This window comes from Spirochaetia bacterium (genome assembly GCA_022482625.1).
Lineage (GTDB): Bacteria > Spirochaetota > Spirochaetia > Sphaerochaetales > Sphaerochaetaceae > Pleomorphochaeta.
The window spans coordinates 167140-185977 of sequence record JAKVOU010000001.1 but is presented as its reverse complement, the minus strand read 5'-3'; the positions used below and the strand labels follow the sequence as shown (position 1 = coordinate 185977).

The window sequence follows — 18838 nt, the reverse complement described above, 5'->3', positions numbered from 1 at the left end:
TCACTCATTCTCCTTACCAGTATCTTTCCGCAACATATACATCGTATGCATCAGCATTACTTTAAATCGTTCCTTTTCCTTTCTGTCTTTAAAATTGTCAAATTTTGTTAGGAAAAAAGAGAAAACTTCATCACGTTTCAGTTCATCCTTTGCAGCTACATTTCGTACCAAATCATACCGTATCTTTGAAAAAACCGAATATTCTTTTCGTAAATCCTTGCTTAAGCTGTCATTGACATAGCGATACATCCGGTATACAAAACCTGATGATAAACCATATGCTTCATCGCGTATGAATTTCTGTAATGTATCGGAATCCACCAACAACTGTTCCAGCAAAGGATATGTAAAACACACATTGAAATAGCAGACACAGTTTTTCTTTATAGATTTCTTAGCCTTTCCATCCAATGTTTTGTTCATCTTGACTGGAACACTTCCAGAGATAGCTTCAGGTTCTTCAAATTCCTTTGCCTTTCCATCCAACGCTTCGTTAGCCCGCTTGTCAAGCAAGGAAAAAGGTTCTGAACTTCCTCCGACAACGATGCCGGCAGAGAAATGCAAAGCTTCATTCTGGCAACAGAAATCAGCAAATCTTTTCCTCAATTCAAGCACAAAGGAAGCGGCTTGTTTCCATGGCAAGATGATGAAGACATCATCTCCGCCCGAAAGGACGGTATAAGCCATCGGATAATTTTCCTCCAATAAGTAATATACATGTACATTGAAGAACGTATTCAGCAATCTGGACAATGTTACATACCGAGAAATGGAATAGGTATCACTGGGGAAACCGTGTATGAAGATTTCACCCAAGTTATCAACATCAATCTTCACATATGCCAGAAAATGTTTACCTATACCATTTTCATCGACATTGCTCTTGCCAATTTCTTCAAACGTGGTGTCAGGACTATAGGTATTCAGTCGCCAAATCGGATAAGAAGCATCATTGCCTTGAAGTGAAAAAACAGACATATCATCAGTAGCAAGATGTTCACATACATCTATGCATAGCCCTGATACAATTTCATAACCATGGGAATCTTCATTGGCCTCAGACAATGCAATATATGGAAATTTCAGCAAGTGCCCTCCGAGTCTAATCAACTCTTTGCAATCACTACAAATCACCTCATTTCCTACAGCATGTACTGTATGTTTTCCACAAATCTGGCATCGGTTTCCATCAATAGGTTCACTTCTCAGCACAGGATCAATGTCAGCAAGTATAGCCGAATATTTCCTTCCTTTCTGTGCATTGAGCAAACGAGCAAGTTCCTTCTGGGTATCCCTAAATCTGTCTTTGCCAAATTCATCAAGAGCAATGACTTTTGAATAGTCAGCCAAGACAGCCAAAGACCCCATATATTTTTTCAGGAAGAAGTCCTCTTGCTTTTTCATGAAATCATCAAGCTTTACCACCAATGTGTCATCATTCGGCAACAAAATGGTAAACTTACCACCAGCATCTATGATATCGGTAAAAGGGATAAGCCCAAGCTCATTTGCCAGAGCTAATTTGAAGGCTTTGCTAAAAGCACTGACGATAAACGAACGTCCTCTGAAAATCTTTGCAGCGTACTTGAATGAACTGTACTTGCTCTGAAAAATGAACTGCTGGATACCTGAGACATCAGCAGCAAATACCCGCACCTTTCCAGTATCAGACACTCCGTTAGAAAGTGCCAAGGCAAAAGCCATTGTCGTCACAGAATGATCATATAATGAAACATCATTGAAATTGTCATTGGTTGCAGAAGGTATACACCACGTATATTCAAGAAGCAAGTCCTTCAACTTTGCCAACAGCTGCAGTATGGTCATACTTTCCGGCAAGTTATGCAACGCATACAGGAACTCATCCCACAGTCTTTTATAGTCCAATTCAGTCCCTTCAGAAAAAGGGTAGGAAGGATAAGGCGTTTTACAAATAGGAGCAAGAGCATAGTAGTATAAGCTCTTTTCTGCCTGATGCTCACCATCCAGATGTATATCAGGGAACAAAGAACGTAACGGTTTTTTATAATAAGATCCCTTGCGGTATTCCTCTTCCTTTCCAACACGATCATTCGCTGCAGATACTCTGTCTGCTTCGGCAATGTAGGCAGCATAGGATGATGTGCTAGGATTATGATGGCTTGCACTTTCACGGGCAATCTTTTCCCAATCAAGTTTCATGTCAAATTGAATCTTCCTGACAATAGGCAGCAAATCTGCTTGGAAAAAATCATATGTCCAGAGAGCATGCCGATAAGCATATCCATATTCATTCCTCGCAGGTGGCAGAATCTGTCCTTCCATGCTTACCGCATTTGAAGAAACATTCCCTTTTTCTACTCCTTTGTAAGCCCGTTGCTTGAACTTACCTATATCATGTAATAATGCTGCTATAGCTATTTCATATTGAGTCTTTTGATTTTGCATCTATATTCACCTTCTCATTAACAATATTCTTCCCAACCCCATGCTGATATTTTTTCCTACATGGAACAACCGACAGGCTTCCAACAATTCATAGCTATATTGGTCCAGTGAGTTTTTCAGTTCAATTTTGCCAACTACACCACCGATTTTCATATGCGTATGTTGTCTGCTTGAATAATAATTCTGATCTATCCAATGTTGATCTACAGGAATACTTGAATGATTTGGTAATTCTTGAATCGAAAACCTTCCATCTCCGTACAATCTGTCAAGTATGTACATGTGCCGCTGTGCTGCAAGCAACAAATCGTCAACATAGATAGTCTGCAGATAGTGAGCTGCTTTTTTTATCCGACACGGAGAATCCAATATAATCGTTCCTAGATTTTGCATGCCTATGGCATCTGGCCAAAAAAGACTTTTTTTCTCTACATTTTCTATGCTATAGTCGAATGTTTTTCCTTCGTGTGTAATTTTTTCCATAGCAAAAGGAGTCCTTTTTCTACCAATTCCCTGTTCCCCAGCCCTTTGCAAAGCTATGGTCAGGTAAGGAATATAATTCCTTGCCTGACCAATCACCGTCAATGCAATCACGGCTTTGTTATCATCAGAAAGAAAAATATCCATCGAAAAAGGGTGCGAAGCTCTATCCCTTCCAGCAAGTACTTCATTTTTTTTGTTTAAGTGAGATTCAAAGAACCGTGCATAGACACAAGTATGGTTAAGCATGCAATCTGTACAAGAGGGCTCATTCCTCAATACGCATGTCAGATGTCGGAGTTGATAACCTAATACACTTCGGATAACCATAGACGGTGGTACATTTCCCCAATCGACAGTTTCTGAGAAAGAGATAGAATATTCAAGGGAAAAATAACTAAGCACAATAAGCCACCTTATTGAAAAATAATAGCATAGTATTCTGTAGTGAGCAACTATTTATTATTCATAAATCTCTATAGCATAATTCATAGGATTTTGATTAGAAAAACATTACAATACCATACAAGCAATTAACTTGCCAAACTAAAAATGGGCTGTTGTCTCATGCAACAGCCCAAGGCGGATAACATCAGCCATCCTGATAGTTTCTCTATACAACTACCAATAGCTTGTCACCCCTAGGAAGTACCTCACCTATGATCCAGGCATTGCCGTCCAATCTGTCACGTAGTTTTTCCGCATCACCAACAGGCATGGAAAAAAGTAAGCCCCCGCTTGTCTGTGGATCCAGCAATACATCCTGCATCTGCTGAGAGATACCATTGAAATCTACTTTTCCAAGCACAAAGTCACGGTTGTTATACATTCCTTCTGGCAACAAACCGAAGTTTGCAAGCTCAAGTACATGAGGCATGAGAGGCACTTTGTTGCCCTCAATCCTAAGAGTTACATCACCTTTGCCAGCCATTTCAAGACTATGGCCCAAAAGAGAAAAACCAGTAACATCAGTTGCAGCATGGACAGCAAGATCCCTTGCGGATTCACTTGCCTTACGATTAAGCATCTGCATAGAAGAAACCGCAGCATCAAAGCTATCTTGTTCTACCATTTCTCCCTTGCTGGCAGTCATGATTATGCCTGTACCTATCTTTTTAGTCAGTACAAGCACATCCCCTATCATGGCCCCTTGGTTTCTCCAGATTGATGCTATCCTACCAAAACCACTTACACACACTCCATACTTCGGTGTCGGATCGCTGATCGTATGGCCACCGGCCACTACTGCACCAGCCTCGGCGACTTTTTCTTGTCCACCAAGAAGAATCTCCCTCATCACGGATGAATCAAGGCAGGAAGGAATACAGAGAATATTGAGTGCCAAAGCCGGTGTACAACCCATGGCATAGACATCGGAAATGGCATTGGCCGCAGCAATTCTGCCGAACGTCCTGGGATCATCCACCATAGGAGGAAAGAAATCCACAGTCTCAACCAATGCATTACCCTCACCAAGGTCATAGACAAGGGCATCTTCGTTACCGCCGAACCCCTCAACCAGCTTATCACAGCTCATCTTGGGAAGAGAAGAAAGTACCGAATCAAGTATAGCCGGTGCAAGTTTTGCCGCACACCCGCTTGTCTTCACCATTGAAGTCAACTTTACACCCTTCTTACTCACTGTTCATCCTCCCTTATATATTGTCCATTTTCAATCCTGTAAAGCTCTGCATGTTCGAGCTTCTTCAGAAATGAGAGATCCCCATCCTTTACCGTGGCACACGTACCACACGAAGAAGAAAGGACCCGGGGCACAGGCTGAAGCCTGCAATCCCCCTTCCCTTCTTTTCTGACTTTATTCCGTGCAATTACTGCATCCAATTGCGTATGGAATGTCAGCAGGTAATCCATTACAGCTTCCTCAGCTCAAGGACAAGGTCGTCACCCTCCTCCTTCTGGACTACATCATACTTCATTGCCTTTGCAAAGCGAGTCACATTCTCAAAAGCAGCCCTATTGTCAACCAAGACCTTCAATTCAGCGGGCTTATCCTTGAGAGCTTTCTTTGTCATTACTACCGGTACAGGACAGCTCAGTCCTCTTGCATCTACTACGTTCATTATGCCAAAGCCTCCTTCTTCTGCTTGCTTATCACGACAAGGCCCAGGATAACAGCCAAGGCCAATCCGATGATTACTTCAACCTTTCCTCCGGCCGTTACACCTTTTGCACTGCTTGCCAAAGTAAAGTTATGGCTGATAGCAGCGCCCATTACCATGCCCAAGACAGTAATCGCACTGTCAGTATTGCCCTCGCCGGTCAGAATCAGCTGACGTAACGGGCAACCACCAAGAAGGGCACCACACAGGCCGACAAGTCCCATCGACAGTGCATACCAGATGGCATCAACTGCAGTAATGGAGAACTTGAAGTTACCAAGGATGATGTTTCCGATGAGAACAGTCACGAAAAGGACCAGGGAACCTGTAAACAGATGGGAATCCTTGAAAAGGATCATATCCCTGATACCACCGACCATACAGAATCTTGTCCGCTGGGCAAAAGCACCACAGACAAGAGCCAGGATAAGGCTAAGGAAGAACGGTGCATGGGTTGCAGCCTTTGCATCACCTATCAGTCCGAAGAGACACAGGATCAGCATCAGGACACTTACGATAGGGAACAGGGATCCTTCGACCTTGGTCTGCTTATAGGCCCTGCCAAGTGTAAAGCCACTGTTCAGGAACCTTGTGCCAAGCCAGATGCCAGCTGAAAAACCTATCAGTGCAAAAATTGCCTTGCCGTCACCGCCGCCCAGGCGAAGTACCATTCTCAAAGGACAGCCAAGGAACACCAAGGCACCCGCCATCATAAAGAATCCAAGGAAAAACCTGACGACCATTGACGAACCACCGGTGGGACGCCATTCTCTTCTGAAAGAAGAAAGTAAGAATGATCCAAGAATCAAACCAAAGATTTCAGGCCTTGCATACTGCAACTTTGCAGCCTGATGAAGTCCAAGACTTCCTGTAATGTCCCTGATGAAACAGGCTATGCAGAACCCCATGTTCTTGGGATTCCCGTTGGCAACCAGTATCAAGGCAGCCAGCCCGATTGCCAGACCTGTATAGCCTAGCCAGCGTCGTTCTTTATCCATTTCGCCCTCCAAATCAAACTCATTTGATTGTACCATCATATTTTTCAAAAGGCAATGGATATTGTTGCAATTTGATGTTATACTGACAGCATGTACAGTAAACACGGTATTTATCTTGACAATGCAAGCACCTCTTATCCGAAGCCTGCCTCAGTTGCAGAGGCAGTCTACCAGTTCATCGTGCATGCAGGGAGCAACCCCTCAAGAGGATGTTATCCCAGTGCCCTTGATTCATCAGAACTGCTACTTTCTGCCCGACAAAAAATTGCCTCATTATTCGGCAGTACGGACTTGAAGGCCGTTGTTTTTACCAGTGGTGTAACAGCTGCACTGAATCTGTTGATCAAAGGAAAATGGAAACAGGGTGACCATCTGCTGGTCACAAGCCTTGAACACAACAGCGTCATGCGGCCGATCGTCGGTTCAGGAATAGATTATTCCTGTATTCCCTGTGACAGATTCGGCAATACACTCTTCGACAAAGCAACCGACTTGTTGACTGACCAGACAAAAGGCATGGTACTCACACAGGCATCGAATGTCTTCGGAACTATCACGGACATCGACAAGGCAAAGGATTTCTGCAAAGAACATCATCTTGACCTCGTTGTAGACACGGCCCAAGGCTATCCGTCAGCAAACCTGACACTTGACGGTATCAGCGCCATAGCTTTTGCAGGTCACAAAGGCCTCATGGGACCAATGGGAACCGGAGGTATCGTATCAAGTGAAGCGTTCCTTTCCCAGCTTGAACCATTGCTTTGCGGAGGTACAGGGAGTGCCAGCGACCTGCTTACCATGCCAGGATTTCTGCCGGACCGACTCGAAGCAGGAACCATGAACCTTCCCGGTATCGCAGGACTCCTTGCTGCCATAGAAGAACAGGACAAGATCGTCAACGGTGTCCACCAGAAAGACCTGTGGAAACAACAGACAAAAAAAGTTACAGGAAGGCTGTTGGAAGGTCTGCTACACATAAACAAGGTAAGACTTTATGGAAAACAGACTACCGACGGACGAAGTCCTGCAGTTTCCTTTACCATAGATGGACAGGATCCTGCTCAGACAGCATTATTGCTCAACGACAGGAAAATCGAACTACGGGTCGGTCTGCATTGTTCACCTTTGGCACATAAATCAATGGGTACATTCCCTTCAGGCACAATCAGACTCAGCCCGGGACCTTTTACGACTCTTGACGAAATCGAACAGGCTCTGAAAGCCATCGGAGAAATTGCACAGTGATTACAGGAAACACCTATTTCAGCATACTGAAAGAACATCTGATAAACTCTGTAGTGAGAAAAACGGATGCAGAAGGCAAGGAATGCCTTTGTGACAAAGACGGGAATTTCCTTGCAGGCGAAAAGATTGGCCAACCGGTTCTTGTCGAACATCTTGTCCCACCTCTCCGGTTAGTCATCATCGGAGCAGGACACGTAGGACAAAAATTGTTTCAGGTTGCCCGTCTGCTGGAATGGAACGTAACTGTCATAGATGACCGCAGTGCATTCTGTAACCAAGAACGTTTTCCGGGGGCAACGACGGCAGTCGGAGATTACGTGGAAGAGCTGTCAAAGATTGAAAGTGAAGGAAGCGCCTTCTGCATTGCTACCAGAGGACATCTGAATGACAAGGAATGTCTCCGTCATCTGATCAGACGCCATTGCAGGTATCTTGGTATGATCGGATCAAAGACAAAGGTTACAATGACAAAAAAGGCACTGCAGGATGAGGACCCTTCTGTGGATTTTTCAATTCTGCACGCACCGATAGGACTTCCGATCAACGCACAGACGCCAGCAGAAATTGCCGTTTCCATAGCGGCACAGGTCATACAGGAAACAAAGGGAAAAGAGAAGCAAAGCGAGGTCGACTGCAGTCTCATTGACTATCTTGCTTCGTGCAATGCCCCGTTCATCATCGCAAGAATCATCAAAAAGAGCGGTTCGGCACCACGGGAAGTCGGTTCATCCATGGCAATCTTTTCCGATGGAAGCAGCTTCGGTACCATCGGGGGCGGAGCCAGTGAAAAACAGGCAATTGACGAAAGCCTCAAGATGTTTGCAGAAGGAATACGTATTCCACAGGCCCTCAGACAAGACCTGTCATCAGCCTCAGCAGGAAACCTAGGAATGATTTGTGGCGGCAACGCAACGATACTTCTTACTCCGTTCGCAGGTAACAAATAAGGTCATTGCCTTTCAAACGGCATGCTCATGCATCGTGGACCGCCTCGGCCTCTTGAAAGTTCGCTGCTGTGGATTTCAATGGTCTTGATGCCGTTTTCTCTGAGTATACTGTTGGTTACCTGGTTTCGGTCATAGACAACTACGACACCAGGAGCAATACAGAGCGTATTAGAACCATCATTCCATTGCTCTCTGGCAGCAGCAATGGAATCATTGCCACCACAGAAGATAAGCTGAACTTCCTGTTCGTCCAACAGACGGCACAGCAGATCCTCAAAACTGTGATGCCATTCCTTGACAGATAATCCTGTTTTCCCTTTCTTGTTGGTAAGTACAAACACCCTCAAACTGGTTTTTATAAGCGGATGAATGACAAATGTTGCCTTATCCACTTGGGTAAATACCGTATCAAGATGCATGTAGGCCCGCAGGGAAGGTATGTAGCAGGCCGCAATCGTATCGATACTGCAACGAGGATCCTTGAAGCAATTGGTTGCAAGCAATTCGATTGCCTCCGGGGTAGTTCGCTCGGAAATCCCGACAAGAAGCGTAGTAGGTGAAAGATTGAAGATATCTCCCCCTTCAATTCGGAAAGGCAAATCATCCGTATAATATCGGGGCACATCTGCATATGTAGGATGATAGGAAAAGATATATCTACCGAAAATTGTTTCTCTGCGCCTGGTCTTTGAATACATATGGTTGATACTCACACCATTTCCGATTACAGCAAAAGGATCGCGGGTAAAGTATAGATTCGGTACAGGATCAAGGACAAAACGGCGACAGGTGCCCACCATCGATGCAAGCGGATGACGATCCACACGTTCGACTTCTTCCATCGTCACGCCACCCATTGCCTTGATGACCAATTCCCTGTTATCCTCTATACCTTCAAACAGATCCAGCAATTCCTTCCGGTATGAAAAGGTAACGGCATTGCCACTGGCATCGATGAAATCTTCAATGAATGCATGGCGGACATGCTCATCCTGATCAAGGCTCTGTGCCACAAGGGTTGAAAGATGCAATACTTCTACCCCATTGGACGCCAAGACCCGTGCGAACTCATCATGTTCTTCCTGGGCACGCTTGAGAAAAGGGATGTCATCGAAAAGCAAAGGTTCCAGGGTATCAGGAGTCAATCGTTCCAGCTCAAGGCCAGGACGATGAAGCAGTACCTTCTTAAGAATTCCCGTTTCACTTGTGCACTTTACCATCTTGTCGTCTCCATGGATCAGGGCCCGATAGTCATCGGGTACTTCCCTTCTATCTTACGTCTACGTCAAACAAGGTGCAAGGTAGATACATGGAAGCAAAACAGGCCTTTCCAAGCTAAGAAGGACATGGACATAGCACTGAGAGAAAAAATACATGACCTTGCAGAACAGGTCTTTGGCATTGATTACCTTTTCCCCTACCAAGAACTTGTCATTACGGAAATCCTTGAGGCCGAAGAAAGACAACAACAGGCAGAACTGTTGGTACTGCTTCCTACGGGAAGCGGGAAAAGCCTATGCTTCCTATTGCCTGCACTGTTGGTACAGGACAATACCCTGCTTATCTATCCATTGCGTTCACTCCAACGCGACCAAGAAACCCGACTGGAAAAATCCAAGATTCCCTTTGCATCCTTCCATGGGAATCAAAACTCAGAAGAAAGGGCACAGATGGAACAATCTGTAGTCAGTGGCAAAGCAAAACTCATACTTACAAACCCAGAAACACTGGACACGCCTGCCATGCTTAGCTTTCTCAGAAGCTGCTTCATCAGTCTTGTCGTCATCGATGAAGCCCATGTCGTCTGCAAATGGGGACTTACGTTCCGACCTGCATACTGCAACCTCGGCAGGCTTCTGAACACCCTCCATTACAGGCAGTTGCTTGCCTTCACGGCTACTGCCGATGCAACTACATTGAAGGCACTGCGTACCTACCTGTTCCATGATACCATACGGATGGTAAGAGGCAGCTGTGACAGGAAGAACATATCATACTACACCTGTCGGACATTGGCAAAAGACCGGCAGATTTCCCTGTTGCTCAGGGACCCGTCACAGCGTCCCGCAATCGTATTCTGCAGTGCAAGAGAAGAAACTGTGACTGCCTGCAACAGCTTCCGTTTCCATGGCTTCCGATCCTGCGCCTACTATCATGCAGGACTTGACGACAAGGAAAAGCAAGAAAAAGAAAACTGGTTCCTGCAAAGTGACGATGGCGTCCTCTTTGCTACAACCGCCTATGGAATGGGTGTCGACAAGAAAAACGTAAGGACAACGATCCACCGTTCACTTTGCAATGATGCCCTCGCCTTCCTGCAGGAAAGCGGACGGGCAGGACGTGATAAGAAACCTGCCAAAAGTTATGTCCTGCTCGGCATGGAAGAAATAAAAAAATTCATCTCAGGTGACGTACTTGCCTCTGTTTTCTTTTCTGAAAACTGTTATCGCAAAGCTCTCTGCCGCCTGCTCGGAGAAGAAGTCGATGGCTGCAGTGGCTGCAGCGTCTGTGATGATACCGTTGAACATACTTGGGATGGTGAGAAGGAGATCGTCAGCCTGATTGCCTTTGCTCCCTTACGGTATACCGTCACTCAAGCAACAAAACTGCTTTGTGGCATGAGTCCAGCAAAAAGAGGCAACAGCCGATGGGGCATCCTGTCAAGCTGGAAAGAAAAAGATGTACAGATAACAATCAGATGTCTGGTAAGCCTTGGCATATTCGGAAAGACAAAGGGGCATCTTTTCTACAAAATCAAACGAAGACTCCATCTGGAATCATTGTTCAAGAGCTATAGCACACAGCATAAGACATGAGAAAATCTTACGGCTTTCCCTCGCCTTTGATTACCAAAGAAGGCTCAAAGGTACGTCCTTCAAGGTCAGCTCCTCCAAGGTGGGCAATAAGACTGGCAAGGGCACTTTGGTAAATAGTTCCGATATGCAAATCTACCGAGGCTATGGTCCCGGGAAGAAAATCTGAAAAAGGAGCCGCATCATAGCCGACACAAGCCAGGTCATACTCCTTCAGATGCAACAGCAACTGTACCAACGTCAAGTCATTGACACAGGCAATACTGTCAATGAGTCCATCTTCAAACATCCCCTGCACCCTATTTGCAAGTTTTTCTACCTCACCCCGGCAACCGAATGCAACTTCTTCGACGGCACAATGTTCCCATGCGTGGGAACAGAATCCCTTCATTCTCTGGACATGAGGCTGGACCTGGGAAAGATATCCCGTAACATAAAGAGGCCGGCTCTTGCCAAGGGAACCAAGATAGTCCGCCTGCAGGACTCCACCACGTTCATTGTCTGTAGAAAACCGACATAATCCCGGCCCAGGCATGATATGATGGCACAGGATACATGGAATGCCGGCATCCATGAAAAGTTTTTCTTCTTCCTTGTCATCGACATCATAGCCAATGATACCATCACAACGCGCAGCAAGCTGCAAAAGCTCTTCTTCGTTTCTGATGCTTGCAAAGGTCAATTGCCAACTGCTCTTTTCAACTGCAGTCTGCAGTCCACGCATTACCTGTCCATAAAACCAGTCAAAGGACGCCAGGCTTCCCCAATAGTAAGGACGTCCTTTCTTTGCAAGTTCAACGACGGCAATGACGCCGGTCCCTGACCGGCGCAGCTGAGCTGCAGCTTTGTTCGGTATGTAGCCAAGTGCCTTGGCACTTTCCAGGACCTTGTTTCTCAATACAGGTGAAACAGACAGCGGTGCATTGAACACCCTGCTCACCGTCGCACTGCTGACTCCGGCTTTCTTTGCCACGGAATCTCTGGTAACCTGCGACATACTTTCCTCCTTGACAGTTTCAGTAAGGCACTGTATTGTACACGTGTACACAAAATTAAGCAACACAGCACAATCGGAGTTCTCATGATAAACCTACAAGACACAACACACAACAGGTATAATCCCTTGACCGGCGAATGGGTAAAAATTTCTCCCCATCGGGCAAAACGACCTTGGCAAGGACAGGTCGAAGCACCTCAGGTAGACCAACGGCCGCAGTATGATCCCCATTGCTACCTATGTCCGGGCAATACACGGTCATCAGGCAACATAAACCCTAATTATACAGGTACCTACGTATTCACGAATGACTTTTCAGCACTTCTCTCCGAGGGCTCGAGTGAAGAAGAAACAAAAGGACCGAATGGCCTGCTGAAAGCACGGGGAGAACGTGGTATCTGCAAGGTCATCTGTTTTTCACCACGCCATGACCTGACGCTCGCACGGATGCCGGAACAGGCTATCAGTCAAGTCATCGATGTCTGGAAGGCCCAATATCTTGAACTGGGAACCAAGGATTTCATCAACCACGTCCAGATATTCGAAAACAGAGGCCCGATCATGGGCTGTTCCAACCCACATCCACACGGACAGATCTGGGCAGAGGAAATCATCCCCGATATACCACGTAGGGAACTTGAGATGCAGGAAGCCTATGCAAAGGTGCATGAGAGTGTAATGCTGCTTGACTATGCCCTGTATGAAGCCGAATGCAAGGAAAGGATCATCGTGCAGGGCAAACATTTTCTGGCTGTCGTACCGTTCTGGGCTACATGGCCCTATGAGGCGATGGTACTGCCATATAAGAGAGCAATCAGCAGCATTGACCAAATTTCTGAAGAAGAAGAAAAAGATCTGGCCCATATCATCAAGCGGCTGGGCATCAGGTTTGACAACCTGTTCAAGACAAGTTTCCCCTATTCCATGGGCATCCATCAGATGCCGACTGACGGAAAAAGCCGGGAAGGCATACTCATGCACTTCCATTACCTGCCACCCCTGCTCCGTTCCGCTACAGTCAAGAAATTCATGGTAGGCTATGAAATGCTTGCCATGCCCCAAAGGGACATTACACCGGAACAGGCAGCACGGACACTTCGCAGTCTTCCCGATATACATTATATTGACATGCTCAAGGAGCAACACTGATGGCAACGATCACTGATATCAAGAACGGCAATCTACATGGAGCATATCCAAACCTATACGGTTCTTCCTATGATGAAGAAGCCTTGGATGCAAGATTCATTGAATTGGTACGGACCCATGGAAAGGAATTCGGCCAGGATTCCGTACAACTCTACTCAACTGCAGGGAGAAGTGAACTGGGAGGCAACCATACCGACCACAATCAAGGCAAGGTACTTGCTGCGACGATCAATCTGGATACCATTGCTGCCGTACATGCAACAGACCAGTCATCCGTCATCTTGAAAAGTGAGGGATTCCCAATCGTTAAAGTTGACCTGTCTGACCTCAGCATGCACGAAAAAGAAAAGAATACCACCGATGCCTTGGTCAGAGGCATTGCAAAGGCATTTCATGACAGAGGACTTAAAGTGGGAGGATTTATGGCAAATACGTCTACCAGTGTCCTCAAGGGCTCTGGCCTGTCATCGTCTGCCGCCATTGAGGTACTCTGTGCCACAATTTTCAATCACCTTTTCAACAACGATAAGTTGACTCCCCTTGAGCTGGCAATCATCGGACAATATGCAGAAAATGAATATTATGGAAAACCAAGCGGATTGATGGACCAGGTAGCTTGTGCCGAAGGTGGCATCGTCGCCATCGACTTCAAGGAAACCAAGTCTCCCAAGGTCACCGCCCTCCAGTACGATTTCGCATCTCATGGCTATGCATTGGTCATCGTTGATACAAAAGGCAGCCATGAAGATCTTACAGCGAACTATGCATCCATTCCTCATGAAATGAAAGAAGTTGCAGGCATGCTGGGAGGGAAACATCTGAGAGACATCACTGAGAAAAGCTTTATGGAACAGTTACCCACATTACGGACTGAACTGAAAAATGACAGGGCATTGCTGCGGGCATTCCACTTCTTCAGTGAAAACGAACGGGTTACAAAGATGGTCGAAGCACTTGGAAATGATGATTTCAATTACTATCTTTCACTGGTAAACGAATGTGGCAGAAGTTCTTTCTGCTTCCTGCAGAACCTTTATGCAGATTACAGGCAACAGGGACTACCGTTGGCATTGGCACTGAGCGAAGACCTGCTTCAGGGGAAAGGTGCCTGCAGGGTCCACGGCGGAGGTTTTGCAGGAACAATCCAAGCATATGTTCCTGTCAACATGCTCAAAGCCTACCAGCAGAGAATGGATACTGTCTTTGGCAAAGGCTCTGTAACAGAGTTGGCAATACGCCCAAAAGAAAGCTGTTGCTTTGCAGAATAAGTTGTGATTGGCCTGTTTTTAAAAAACTAAGGGAACAGGGTTACAATCGCTTGTCATTCTTCGCAAGGCTCTTCTTCCTTAGACAGAGAAAGAGGTGTTTCTGCCACCTTGTCAGAAGGTTGACTCAGCACTTCGATTCTTCTCCTTGCCTTAGCAAGTTGCAAAGGAGTCATCTCACTGAGTTTTTTTGCAAGATATTTGACCTCAGGGTCAGCAAGCGTACTATCCCCATAGTAAAGATAATCCATGGAAGTATCGAGCAAGAGTGCAATCAGGTAAACATGCCAGATGTCGGGAACAGTCTCCGTCGACCGCTGGTTGCGTATCGTTCTGTAATTGAGATTGCAGATCTTGCATAGATCCTGCACGCTGTATCTGCCCTCAATCAATTCATCTACGCGCTGCCAGAAATACTTTCCAATCTCTTTCTTCATGTATATATAATACCGCAAATTCACATATTTATGACAGGTTTTTAGCTAAAAAAACAAATGTCACAAATTAATGACATTTGATAAGATAAAAAACACAATAAGTGAAGAATATAGAAGAATAAAATATTTTGCATCTCAAAAGTTTTTTAAACTATTTGAGATGCAGCATGCTGGTCTTACTCAAACAATTGGTGATAATCAGTCCCGACAGAGATAAAATGGCTCTCCTTGTCCAGCAGTTTTGCCAGGTTCTGAGGCACCTCTACTGTCTTGCCGATCAACGGTTCGACAATAGTATCAAACTTGGCAGGATGTGCCGTTGAAACAACAATGGCAGCAGCATCCTTCAAATGATCCCGCCTCACCCGTTCGGCACAGGCAGTGTGCGGGCAAAGGATGTAACCTGATTCATCATAGGTTTCCTTGATCGTTTTCCTTATCTGGTCATCATCGACCGACCAGGCACTTACCAAGCTCCTGAAGGTCTCTATGTCAGGATAAAGGTCCTGCAACCGTTCCATGTTGCTGGGAGCTCCCACATCCATGGCATTGGCCAGCGTTGCTATGCTTTTTCTTGGTGCATACTTGCCAGTCGCAAGGTAATCCGGAATGGTCTTGTTTGCATTGACGGCAAGTACGATCCTGTCAATCGGTACTCCGCAGGTAAAGGCCCAATAAGCTCCGCAACTGTTGCCGACGTTTCCGCTAGGGATGATGAATGTCGGATTGGTAGAAAACATGGATCTGAAAAGATAAGCGGCATAGATATAGTAGATGGTCTGTGGCAACAATCTACCCAAATTAATGGAATTGGCACTTGAAAGCCCATACTTTGCACTCAGTTCCTTGTCCATGAAAGCAGACTTGACCATTTTCTGGCAATCGTCGAAGGTACCGTCGACTTCATACGCCTGAACGTTGTCTCCCCAGACAGTCAGCTGTTTCTGCTGGCGGGCACTGACTCTTCCCTTCGGATACAGTACCTTTACGTCAATGCCCTTCCTCCCATGAAAAGCCGCGGCCACGGCTCCACCGGTATCGCCGCTGGTAGCTACCAGGATAGTAAGCTTACGCGGTTGCTTCTCCAGAAGCTTTTCCATCGTAAAAGCCAGGAACCGGGCACCGAAATCCTTGAAGGCTGCCGTTGGTCCATGGAACAGTTCCAAGATGCAGGACTTGTCTCCGGTCGGCACCAACGGTACAGGAAAGTTGAAGGCATCCACACAGATTTCAGCCAAATCATTGCTCTTGAGCACATCTCCTTCAAAAAACGGTGCAAGTACTTCAAAGGCAAGTTCCGGATAGGAAGAAATTGCCCCTGTATTAAGGTGCACAAGGGAAGGAAACTGCTCAGGCACATACAGACCACCATCATCAGCAAGGCCTTTGAGAATAGCCTCACTTGCACTCAGAGGCTTTGATAATCTTCTAGTTGATACAAATTTCATGATACATCAGGCAATCCAAGTCTACCTTCCGGCAGTTGCCTTTCCTCCTTACGGTTAAGTATAATCAGCAGCCGTCGCCAAGACGGCCATCTATCAGATCCTGGCACCAAGATAGGCAGAAAGCCTGAGGATGTCAGAGAAAACACCTCCGGCAGTCACTTCCCTTCCCGCTCCAGGTCCCTTGATTACCAGCGGTTGATCCAGATATCGATCAGTAGTAAAGCAGATGACATTATCCGTTCCGCTGGCCTGGGAGAACGGGTGGTCGGCAGGATACGCCTTCAGGGCAACACTGCAGCTGCCACCGGCATCTACCTGTCCTACATAGCATAGCCGCTTTCCTTCATTTCCAGCCTGTCGGAAACGTTCCAGCATCGGTCCATCAAGTTCATCAAGCCTGGAAAGGAACAAGTCAGCAGGAAGAGCCGCAAGCTCCTTCGGCACAAGGCTTTCGATCGGGACCTGGGACACTTCCACATCATATCCCAATTCCCTGGCTAGGATGACCGTTTTACGTGCCACATCCATACCGGACAAATCATCACGGGGATCAGGCTCCGTATAGCCCAGTTGCTTGGCCTCCCTGACCAAAGCACTGAATGGTTTGCTACCATCAAAATTATTGAAAAGCCAGGCAAGCGTACCGGAAACAATGCCCTCAATTTTCCTTATGTTGTCACCGGTCTGCACCAAGTCCTTCAGCGTACCTAGCACAGGAAGTCCTGCGCCCACAGTAGTTTCATAAAGGAAGCGCCTGCCCGTATCCCTGCAGGTATCAAAAAGTTGCCGGTAATAGGCATAATCGGCCGTTCCTGCCTTTTTGTTCGGGGTAATGACATGCATGCCCATCTTCAGCCATGCAACATACCTGCCTGCAAGGAAACTGCTTGAGCTGCAATCAATGATTGCACTATGGGGAAAGTAGGTCACACTGACATGGGTTTCAAAGGCCGTCAGGTCGCAGTCGACACTGCGCTCTTCAAATTCCTGTCTCCAGTTGTCAAGGTCAATCCCTTCGTCATCAAGCAACATCTTCCGGCTATTGGCAATGGCACGGATCCTGATATCCAAGCCAAACTGTTCGTTCAACCGGACTTTCTCCTTGGCAATCTGGTCCAACAAAGTCCCTCCGATATTGCCGGGACCTATCAGACCGACAGACAGTGCCTGACGGGAAAGGAAAAAAGAAGCATGCAGACCTCTCAGGGCTTTCGTGCAGTCCTTGCCTTTTATCACGGCACTGATATTGCGTTCGCTTGATCCCTGTGCAATAGCCATGACATTGACGCCAGCCTTGCCCAAAGACGAGAAGAACAAGCCGGATACACCTGATTTCCCTGCCATCTGGTTCCCTACTGCGGCAATGATGGCAAGCCCATCCTTTGCTTCAATGGCATGGACCCTGTTGTCTTCCAATTCTTCATGGAAACAGCTCTTTGCTGTTTCCACAGCCTTTTCGGCTTGTTGTGACGGTACAGCAAGACAGATGCTGTATTCACTGGACGCCTGAGAGTACAGGATAACAGAAATACCTGCCTGGGTCATCGCGGCAAAAAGCCTGGCAGAAAATCCGATGACCCCGCTCAATCCTGCACCTTCGATATTTACCAGCGAAGTATTATGAATGACGGAAAACCCTTTGATCGTACCGCTTCCCTTGGGATCTTCATTAGGAGTAACAACGGTACCAGGTTCCTCAAAATCATTCCAGCAGCGGAGATTTACTTCATATCCCTTGGAAATGGCCGGAAGCAATGCTTTCGGATGAATGACACTGGAACCGAAATATGAGAGTTCAGTTGCCTCACTGTAGGAAAGCAGGGGGATGACCTGTGCACTTGGCACTTCATTCAGGTCCGCAGTCCTGACAAGGGATATGGAATTCCAGCAGGTCATGGTATGGGCATCATACTGGATGCAGAGCGAAGAAGCCACAGCTTCCGCATCAAAGGCCTGCCATCCTTCATGGCAAGGACTGGAAACGACCAAGACGGAAGGCACATCCTCAGCCGGCATGGTCAGCGCCTTGTCCATCTCGCACAGGACAACATCATCACAGACTTCTGCCAACATGAAGCCAGCCATCTTAGCTATCCACGAACCGACGACATGGTCAAGATAACCGAACGTCCCCGATGATATGTCACCGACAAGCCATGCACTGCGAAGCAGTTCCTCAAGATGGGTAAAGCCTTTCTTGACTAAATCTGCCGTCTGTTTCCGGCCTTCACCCTGGAGCAGTTGGTCGACGAGTCCCAGCCAGAAAAGCTGACCCTTTTCAATATTGGACCATAGCCTTTCGTCATGTTCCTTGGCACCTTCGACCAAAGAACGTATTGAAAGCAATTTTTCCTGTTGGGAAGAAATGACCAAGACCAAGCGCTCCCCATCAGCAAGTCCATACAGTTTCTGAAGTTTTTCCTTGCCTGACTGGCTAAGTATCATAGATCCTTCAATCGCATGTAGCTGAATCTGTCGCATCAACATCTCTCCCTCAGTTTCAACATAATGA

The 18838-nt window shown here is 46.5% G+C and carries 16 protein-coding genes; 5 read left to right on the top strand and 11 right to left on the bottom strand.

Annotated features, from left to right (window positions below; all coding sequences use genetic code 11):
- The 6 genes from cas10 to LKE40_00880 form a co-directional block, all read right to left on the bottom strand.
- A complete protein-coding gene (gene cas10, locus LKE40_00905) occupies positions 1-2427 on the bottom strand; it encodes a type III-A CRISPR-associated protein Cas10/Csm1 (protein ID MCH3916052.1) in 2427 nt (808 codons plus the stop codon).
- A gap of 6 nt (positions 2428-2433) precedes the next feature.
- A complete protein-coding gene (cas6, locus tag LKE40_00900) occupies positions 2434-3054 on the bottom strand; it encodes a CRISPR system precrRNA processing endoribonuclease RAMP protein Cas6 (GenBank protein MCH3916051.1) in 621 nt (206 codons plus the stop codon).
- A 466-nt stretch (positions 3055-3520) separates the two neighbouring features.
- Positions 3521-4519, bottom strand: a complete 999-nt coding sequence (gene selD / locus LKE40_00895; GenBank protein MCH3916050.1) for a selenide, water dikinase SelD — start codon at positions 4517-4519, stop codon at positions 3521-3523.
- Positions 4520-4545: 26 nt separating this feature from the next.
- Entirely contained in the window at positions 4546-4779 is a 234-nt protein-coding gene (locus LKE40_00890; protein MCH3916049.1) for a DUF3343 domain-containing protein, read from the bottom strand.
- The gene (locus LKE40_00885) at positions 4779-4988 is read right to left on the bottom strand and encodes a sulfurtransferase TusA family protein (protein ID MCH3916048.1); all 210 of its coding nucleotides are present in this window, start codon (positions 4986-4988) and stop codon (positions 4779-4781) included. Before LKE40_00885 ends, LKE40_00890 begins: the two co-directional genes overlap by 1 nt.
- Complete coding sequence (locus tag LKE40_00880) at positions 4988-6025, bottom strand: YedE-related selenium metabolism membrane protein (protein ID MCH3916047.1); 1038 nt, start codon at positions 6023-6025, stop codon at positions 4988-4990. The genes LKE40_00885 and LKE40_00880 overlap by 1 nt, the downstream gene beginning before the upstream one ends.
- A 90-nt stretch (positions 6026-6115) precedes the next feature.
- Here LKE40_00880 and LKE40_00875 point away from each other — a divergent pair, with 90 nt between their 5' ends.
- Both LKE40_00875 and LKE40_00870 read left to right on the top strand, forming a co-directional pair.
- Positions 6116-7270 (top strand): aminotransferase class V-fold PLP-dependent enzyme, encoded by a 1155-nt coding sequence (locus LKE40_00875; GenBank protein ID MCH3916046.1) that lies wholly within the window; start codon positions 6116-6118, stop codon positions 7268-7270.
- Positions 7267-8217: an XdhC family protein gene (locus LKE40_00870; protein MCH3916045.1), complete on the top strand. Its 951-nt coding sequence runs from the start codon at positions 7267-7269 to the stop codon at positions 8215-8217. Before LKE40_00875 ends, LKE40_00870 begins: the two co-directional genes overlap by 4 nt.
- A 2-nt stretch (positions 8218-8219) precedes the next feature.
- On the opposite strand, the gene LKE40_00865 is transcribed toward LKE40_00870, so the two are convergent.
- Positions 8220-9437, bottom strand: a complete 1218-nt coding sequence (locus tag LKE40_00865) for an arginine deiminase (GenBank protein MCH3916044.1) — start codon at positions 9435-9437, stop codon at positions 8220-8222.
- Positions 9438-9563: 126 nt separating this feature from the next.
- Here LKE40_00865 and LKE40_00860 point away from each other — a divergent pair, with 126 nt between their 5' ends.
- Positions 9564-11033 (top strand): RecQ family ATP-dependent DNA helicase, encoded by a 1470-nt coding sequence (locus LKE40_00860; GenBank protein ID MCH3916043.1) that lies wholly within the window; start codon positions 9564-9566, stop codon positions 11031-11033.
- 7 nt (positions 11034-11040) lie between these two features.
- On the opposite strand, the gene LKE40_00855 is transcribed toward LKE40_00860, so the two are convergent.
- The gene (locus LKE40_00855) at positions 11041-12027 is read right to left on the bottom strand and encodes a LacI family transcriptional regulator (GenBank protein ID MCH3916042.1); all 987 of its coding nucleotides are present in this window, start codon (positions 12025-12027) and stop codon (positions 11041-11043) included.
- Positions 12028-12111: 84 nt separating this feature from the next.
- On the opposite strand from LKE40_00855, the gene LKE40_00850 reads away from it, so the two are divergent.
- Positions 12112-13176: a UDP-glucose--hexose-1-phosphate uridylyltransferase gene (locus LKE40_00850; GenBank protein MCH3916041.1), complete on the top strand. Its 1065-nt coding sequence runs from the start codon at positions 12112-12114 to the stop codon at positions 13174-13176.
- A complete protein-coding gene (locus LKE40_00845; GenBank protein ID MCH3916040.1) occupies positions 13176-14444 on the top strand; it encodes a galactokinase in 1269 nt (422 codons plus the stop codon). Before LKE40_00850 ends, LKE40_00845 begins: the two co-directional genes overlap by 1 nt.
- A 53-nt stretch (positions 14445-14497) precedes the next feature.
- On the opposite strand, the gene LKE40_00840 is transcribed toward LKE40_00845, so the two are convergent.
- The 3 genes from LKE40_00840 to thrA form a co-directional block, all read right to left on the bottom strand.
- On the bottom strand, positions 14498-14878 hold the full coding sequence (locus LKE40_00840; GenBank protein ID MCH3916039.1) for a hypothetical protein: 381 nt from the start codon (positions 14876-14878) through the stop codon (positions 14498-14500).
- Positions 14879-15054: 176 nt separating this feature from the next.
- Positions 15055-16326: a threonine synthase gene (thrC, locus tag LKE40_00835; GenBank protein MCH3916038.1), complete on the bottom strand. Its 1272-nt coding sequence runs from the start codon at positions 16324-16326 to the stop codon at positions 15055-15057.
- A 93-nt stretch (positions 16327-16419) separates the two neighbouring features.
- Positions 16420-18807: a bifunctional aspartate kinase/homoserine dehydrogenase I gene (thrA, locus tag LKE40_00830; GenBank protein ID MCH3916037.1), complete on the bottom strand. Its 2388-nt coding sequence runs from the start codon at positions 18805-18807 to the stop codon at positions 16420-16422.
- Between the last annotated feature and the right edge of the window lie 31 nt (positions 18808-18838).

What these genes read in the sequence shown, in the direction of transcription:
- LKE40_00845 (MCH3916040.1), top strand. Translation starts at nt 13,176, where the DNA reads ATGGCAACGATCACTGATATCAAGAACGGCAATCTACATGGAGCATAT.
- LKE40_00890 (MCH3916049.1), bottom strand. Translation starts at nt 4,779, where the DNA reads ATGGATTACCTGCTGACATTCCATACGCAATTGGATGCAGTAATTGCA.
- LKE40_00885 (MCH3916048.1), bottom strand. Translation starts at nt 4,988, where the DNA reads ATGAACGTAGTAGATGCAAGAGGACTGAGCTGTCCTGTACCGGTAGTA.
- cas10 (MCH3916052.1), bottom strand. Translation starts at nt 2,427, where the DNA reads ATGCAAAATCAAAAGACTCAATATGAAATAGCTATAGCAGCATTATTA.
- LKE40_00850 (MCH3916041.1), top strand. Translation starts at nt 12,112, where the DNA reads ATGATAAACCTACAAGACACAACACACAACAGGTATAATCCCTTGACC.
- cas6 (MCH3916051.1), bottom strand. Translation starts at nt 3,054, where the DNA reads ATGGATATTTTTCTTTCTGATGATAACAAAGCCGTGATTGCATTGACG.
- LKE40_00860 (MCH3916043.1), top strand. Translation starts at nt 9,564, where the DNA reads ATGGACATAGCACTGAGAGAAAAAATACATGACCTTGCAGAACAGGTC.
- thrC (MCH3916038.1), bottom strand. Translation starts at nt 16,326, where the DNA reads ATGAAATTTGTATCAACTAGAAGATTATCAAAGCCTCTGAGTGCAAGT.
- LKE40_00880 (MCH3916047.1), bottom strand. Translation starts at nt 6,025, where the DNA reads ATGGATAAAGAACGACGCTGGCTAGGCTATACAGGTCTGGCAATCGGG.
- selD (MCH3916050.1), bottom strand. Translation starts at nt 4,519, where the DNA reads ATGGTGAAGACAAGCGGGTGTGCGGCAAAACTTGCACCGGCTATACTT.
- LKE40_00865 (MCH3916044.1), bottom strand. Translation starts at nt 9,437, where the DNA reads ATGGTAAAGTGCACAAGTGAAACGGGAATTCTTAAGAAGGTACTGCTT.
- LKE40_00875 (MCH3916046.1), top strand. Translation starts at nt 6,116, where the DNA reads ATGTACAGTAAACACGGTATTTATCTTGACAATGCAAGCACCTCTTAT.
- LKE40_00840 (MCH3916039.1), bottom strand. Translation starts at nt 14,878, where the DNA reads ATGAAGAAAGAGATTGGAAAGTATTTCTGGCAGCGCGTAGATGAATTG.
- LKE40_00855 (MCH3916042.1), bottom strand. Translation starts at nt 12,027, where the DNA reads ATGTCGCAGGTTACCAGAGATTCCGTGGCAAAGAAAGCCGGAGTCAGC.
- thrA (MCH3916037.1), bottom strand. Translation starts at nt 18,807, where the DNA reads ATGCGACAGATTCAGCTACATGCGATTGAAGGATCTATGATACTTAGC.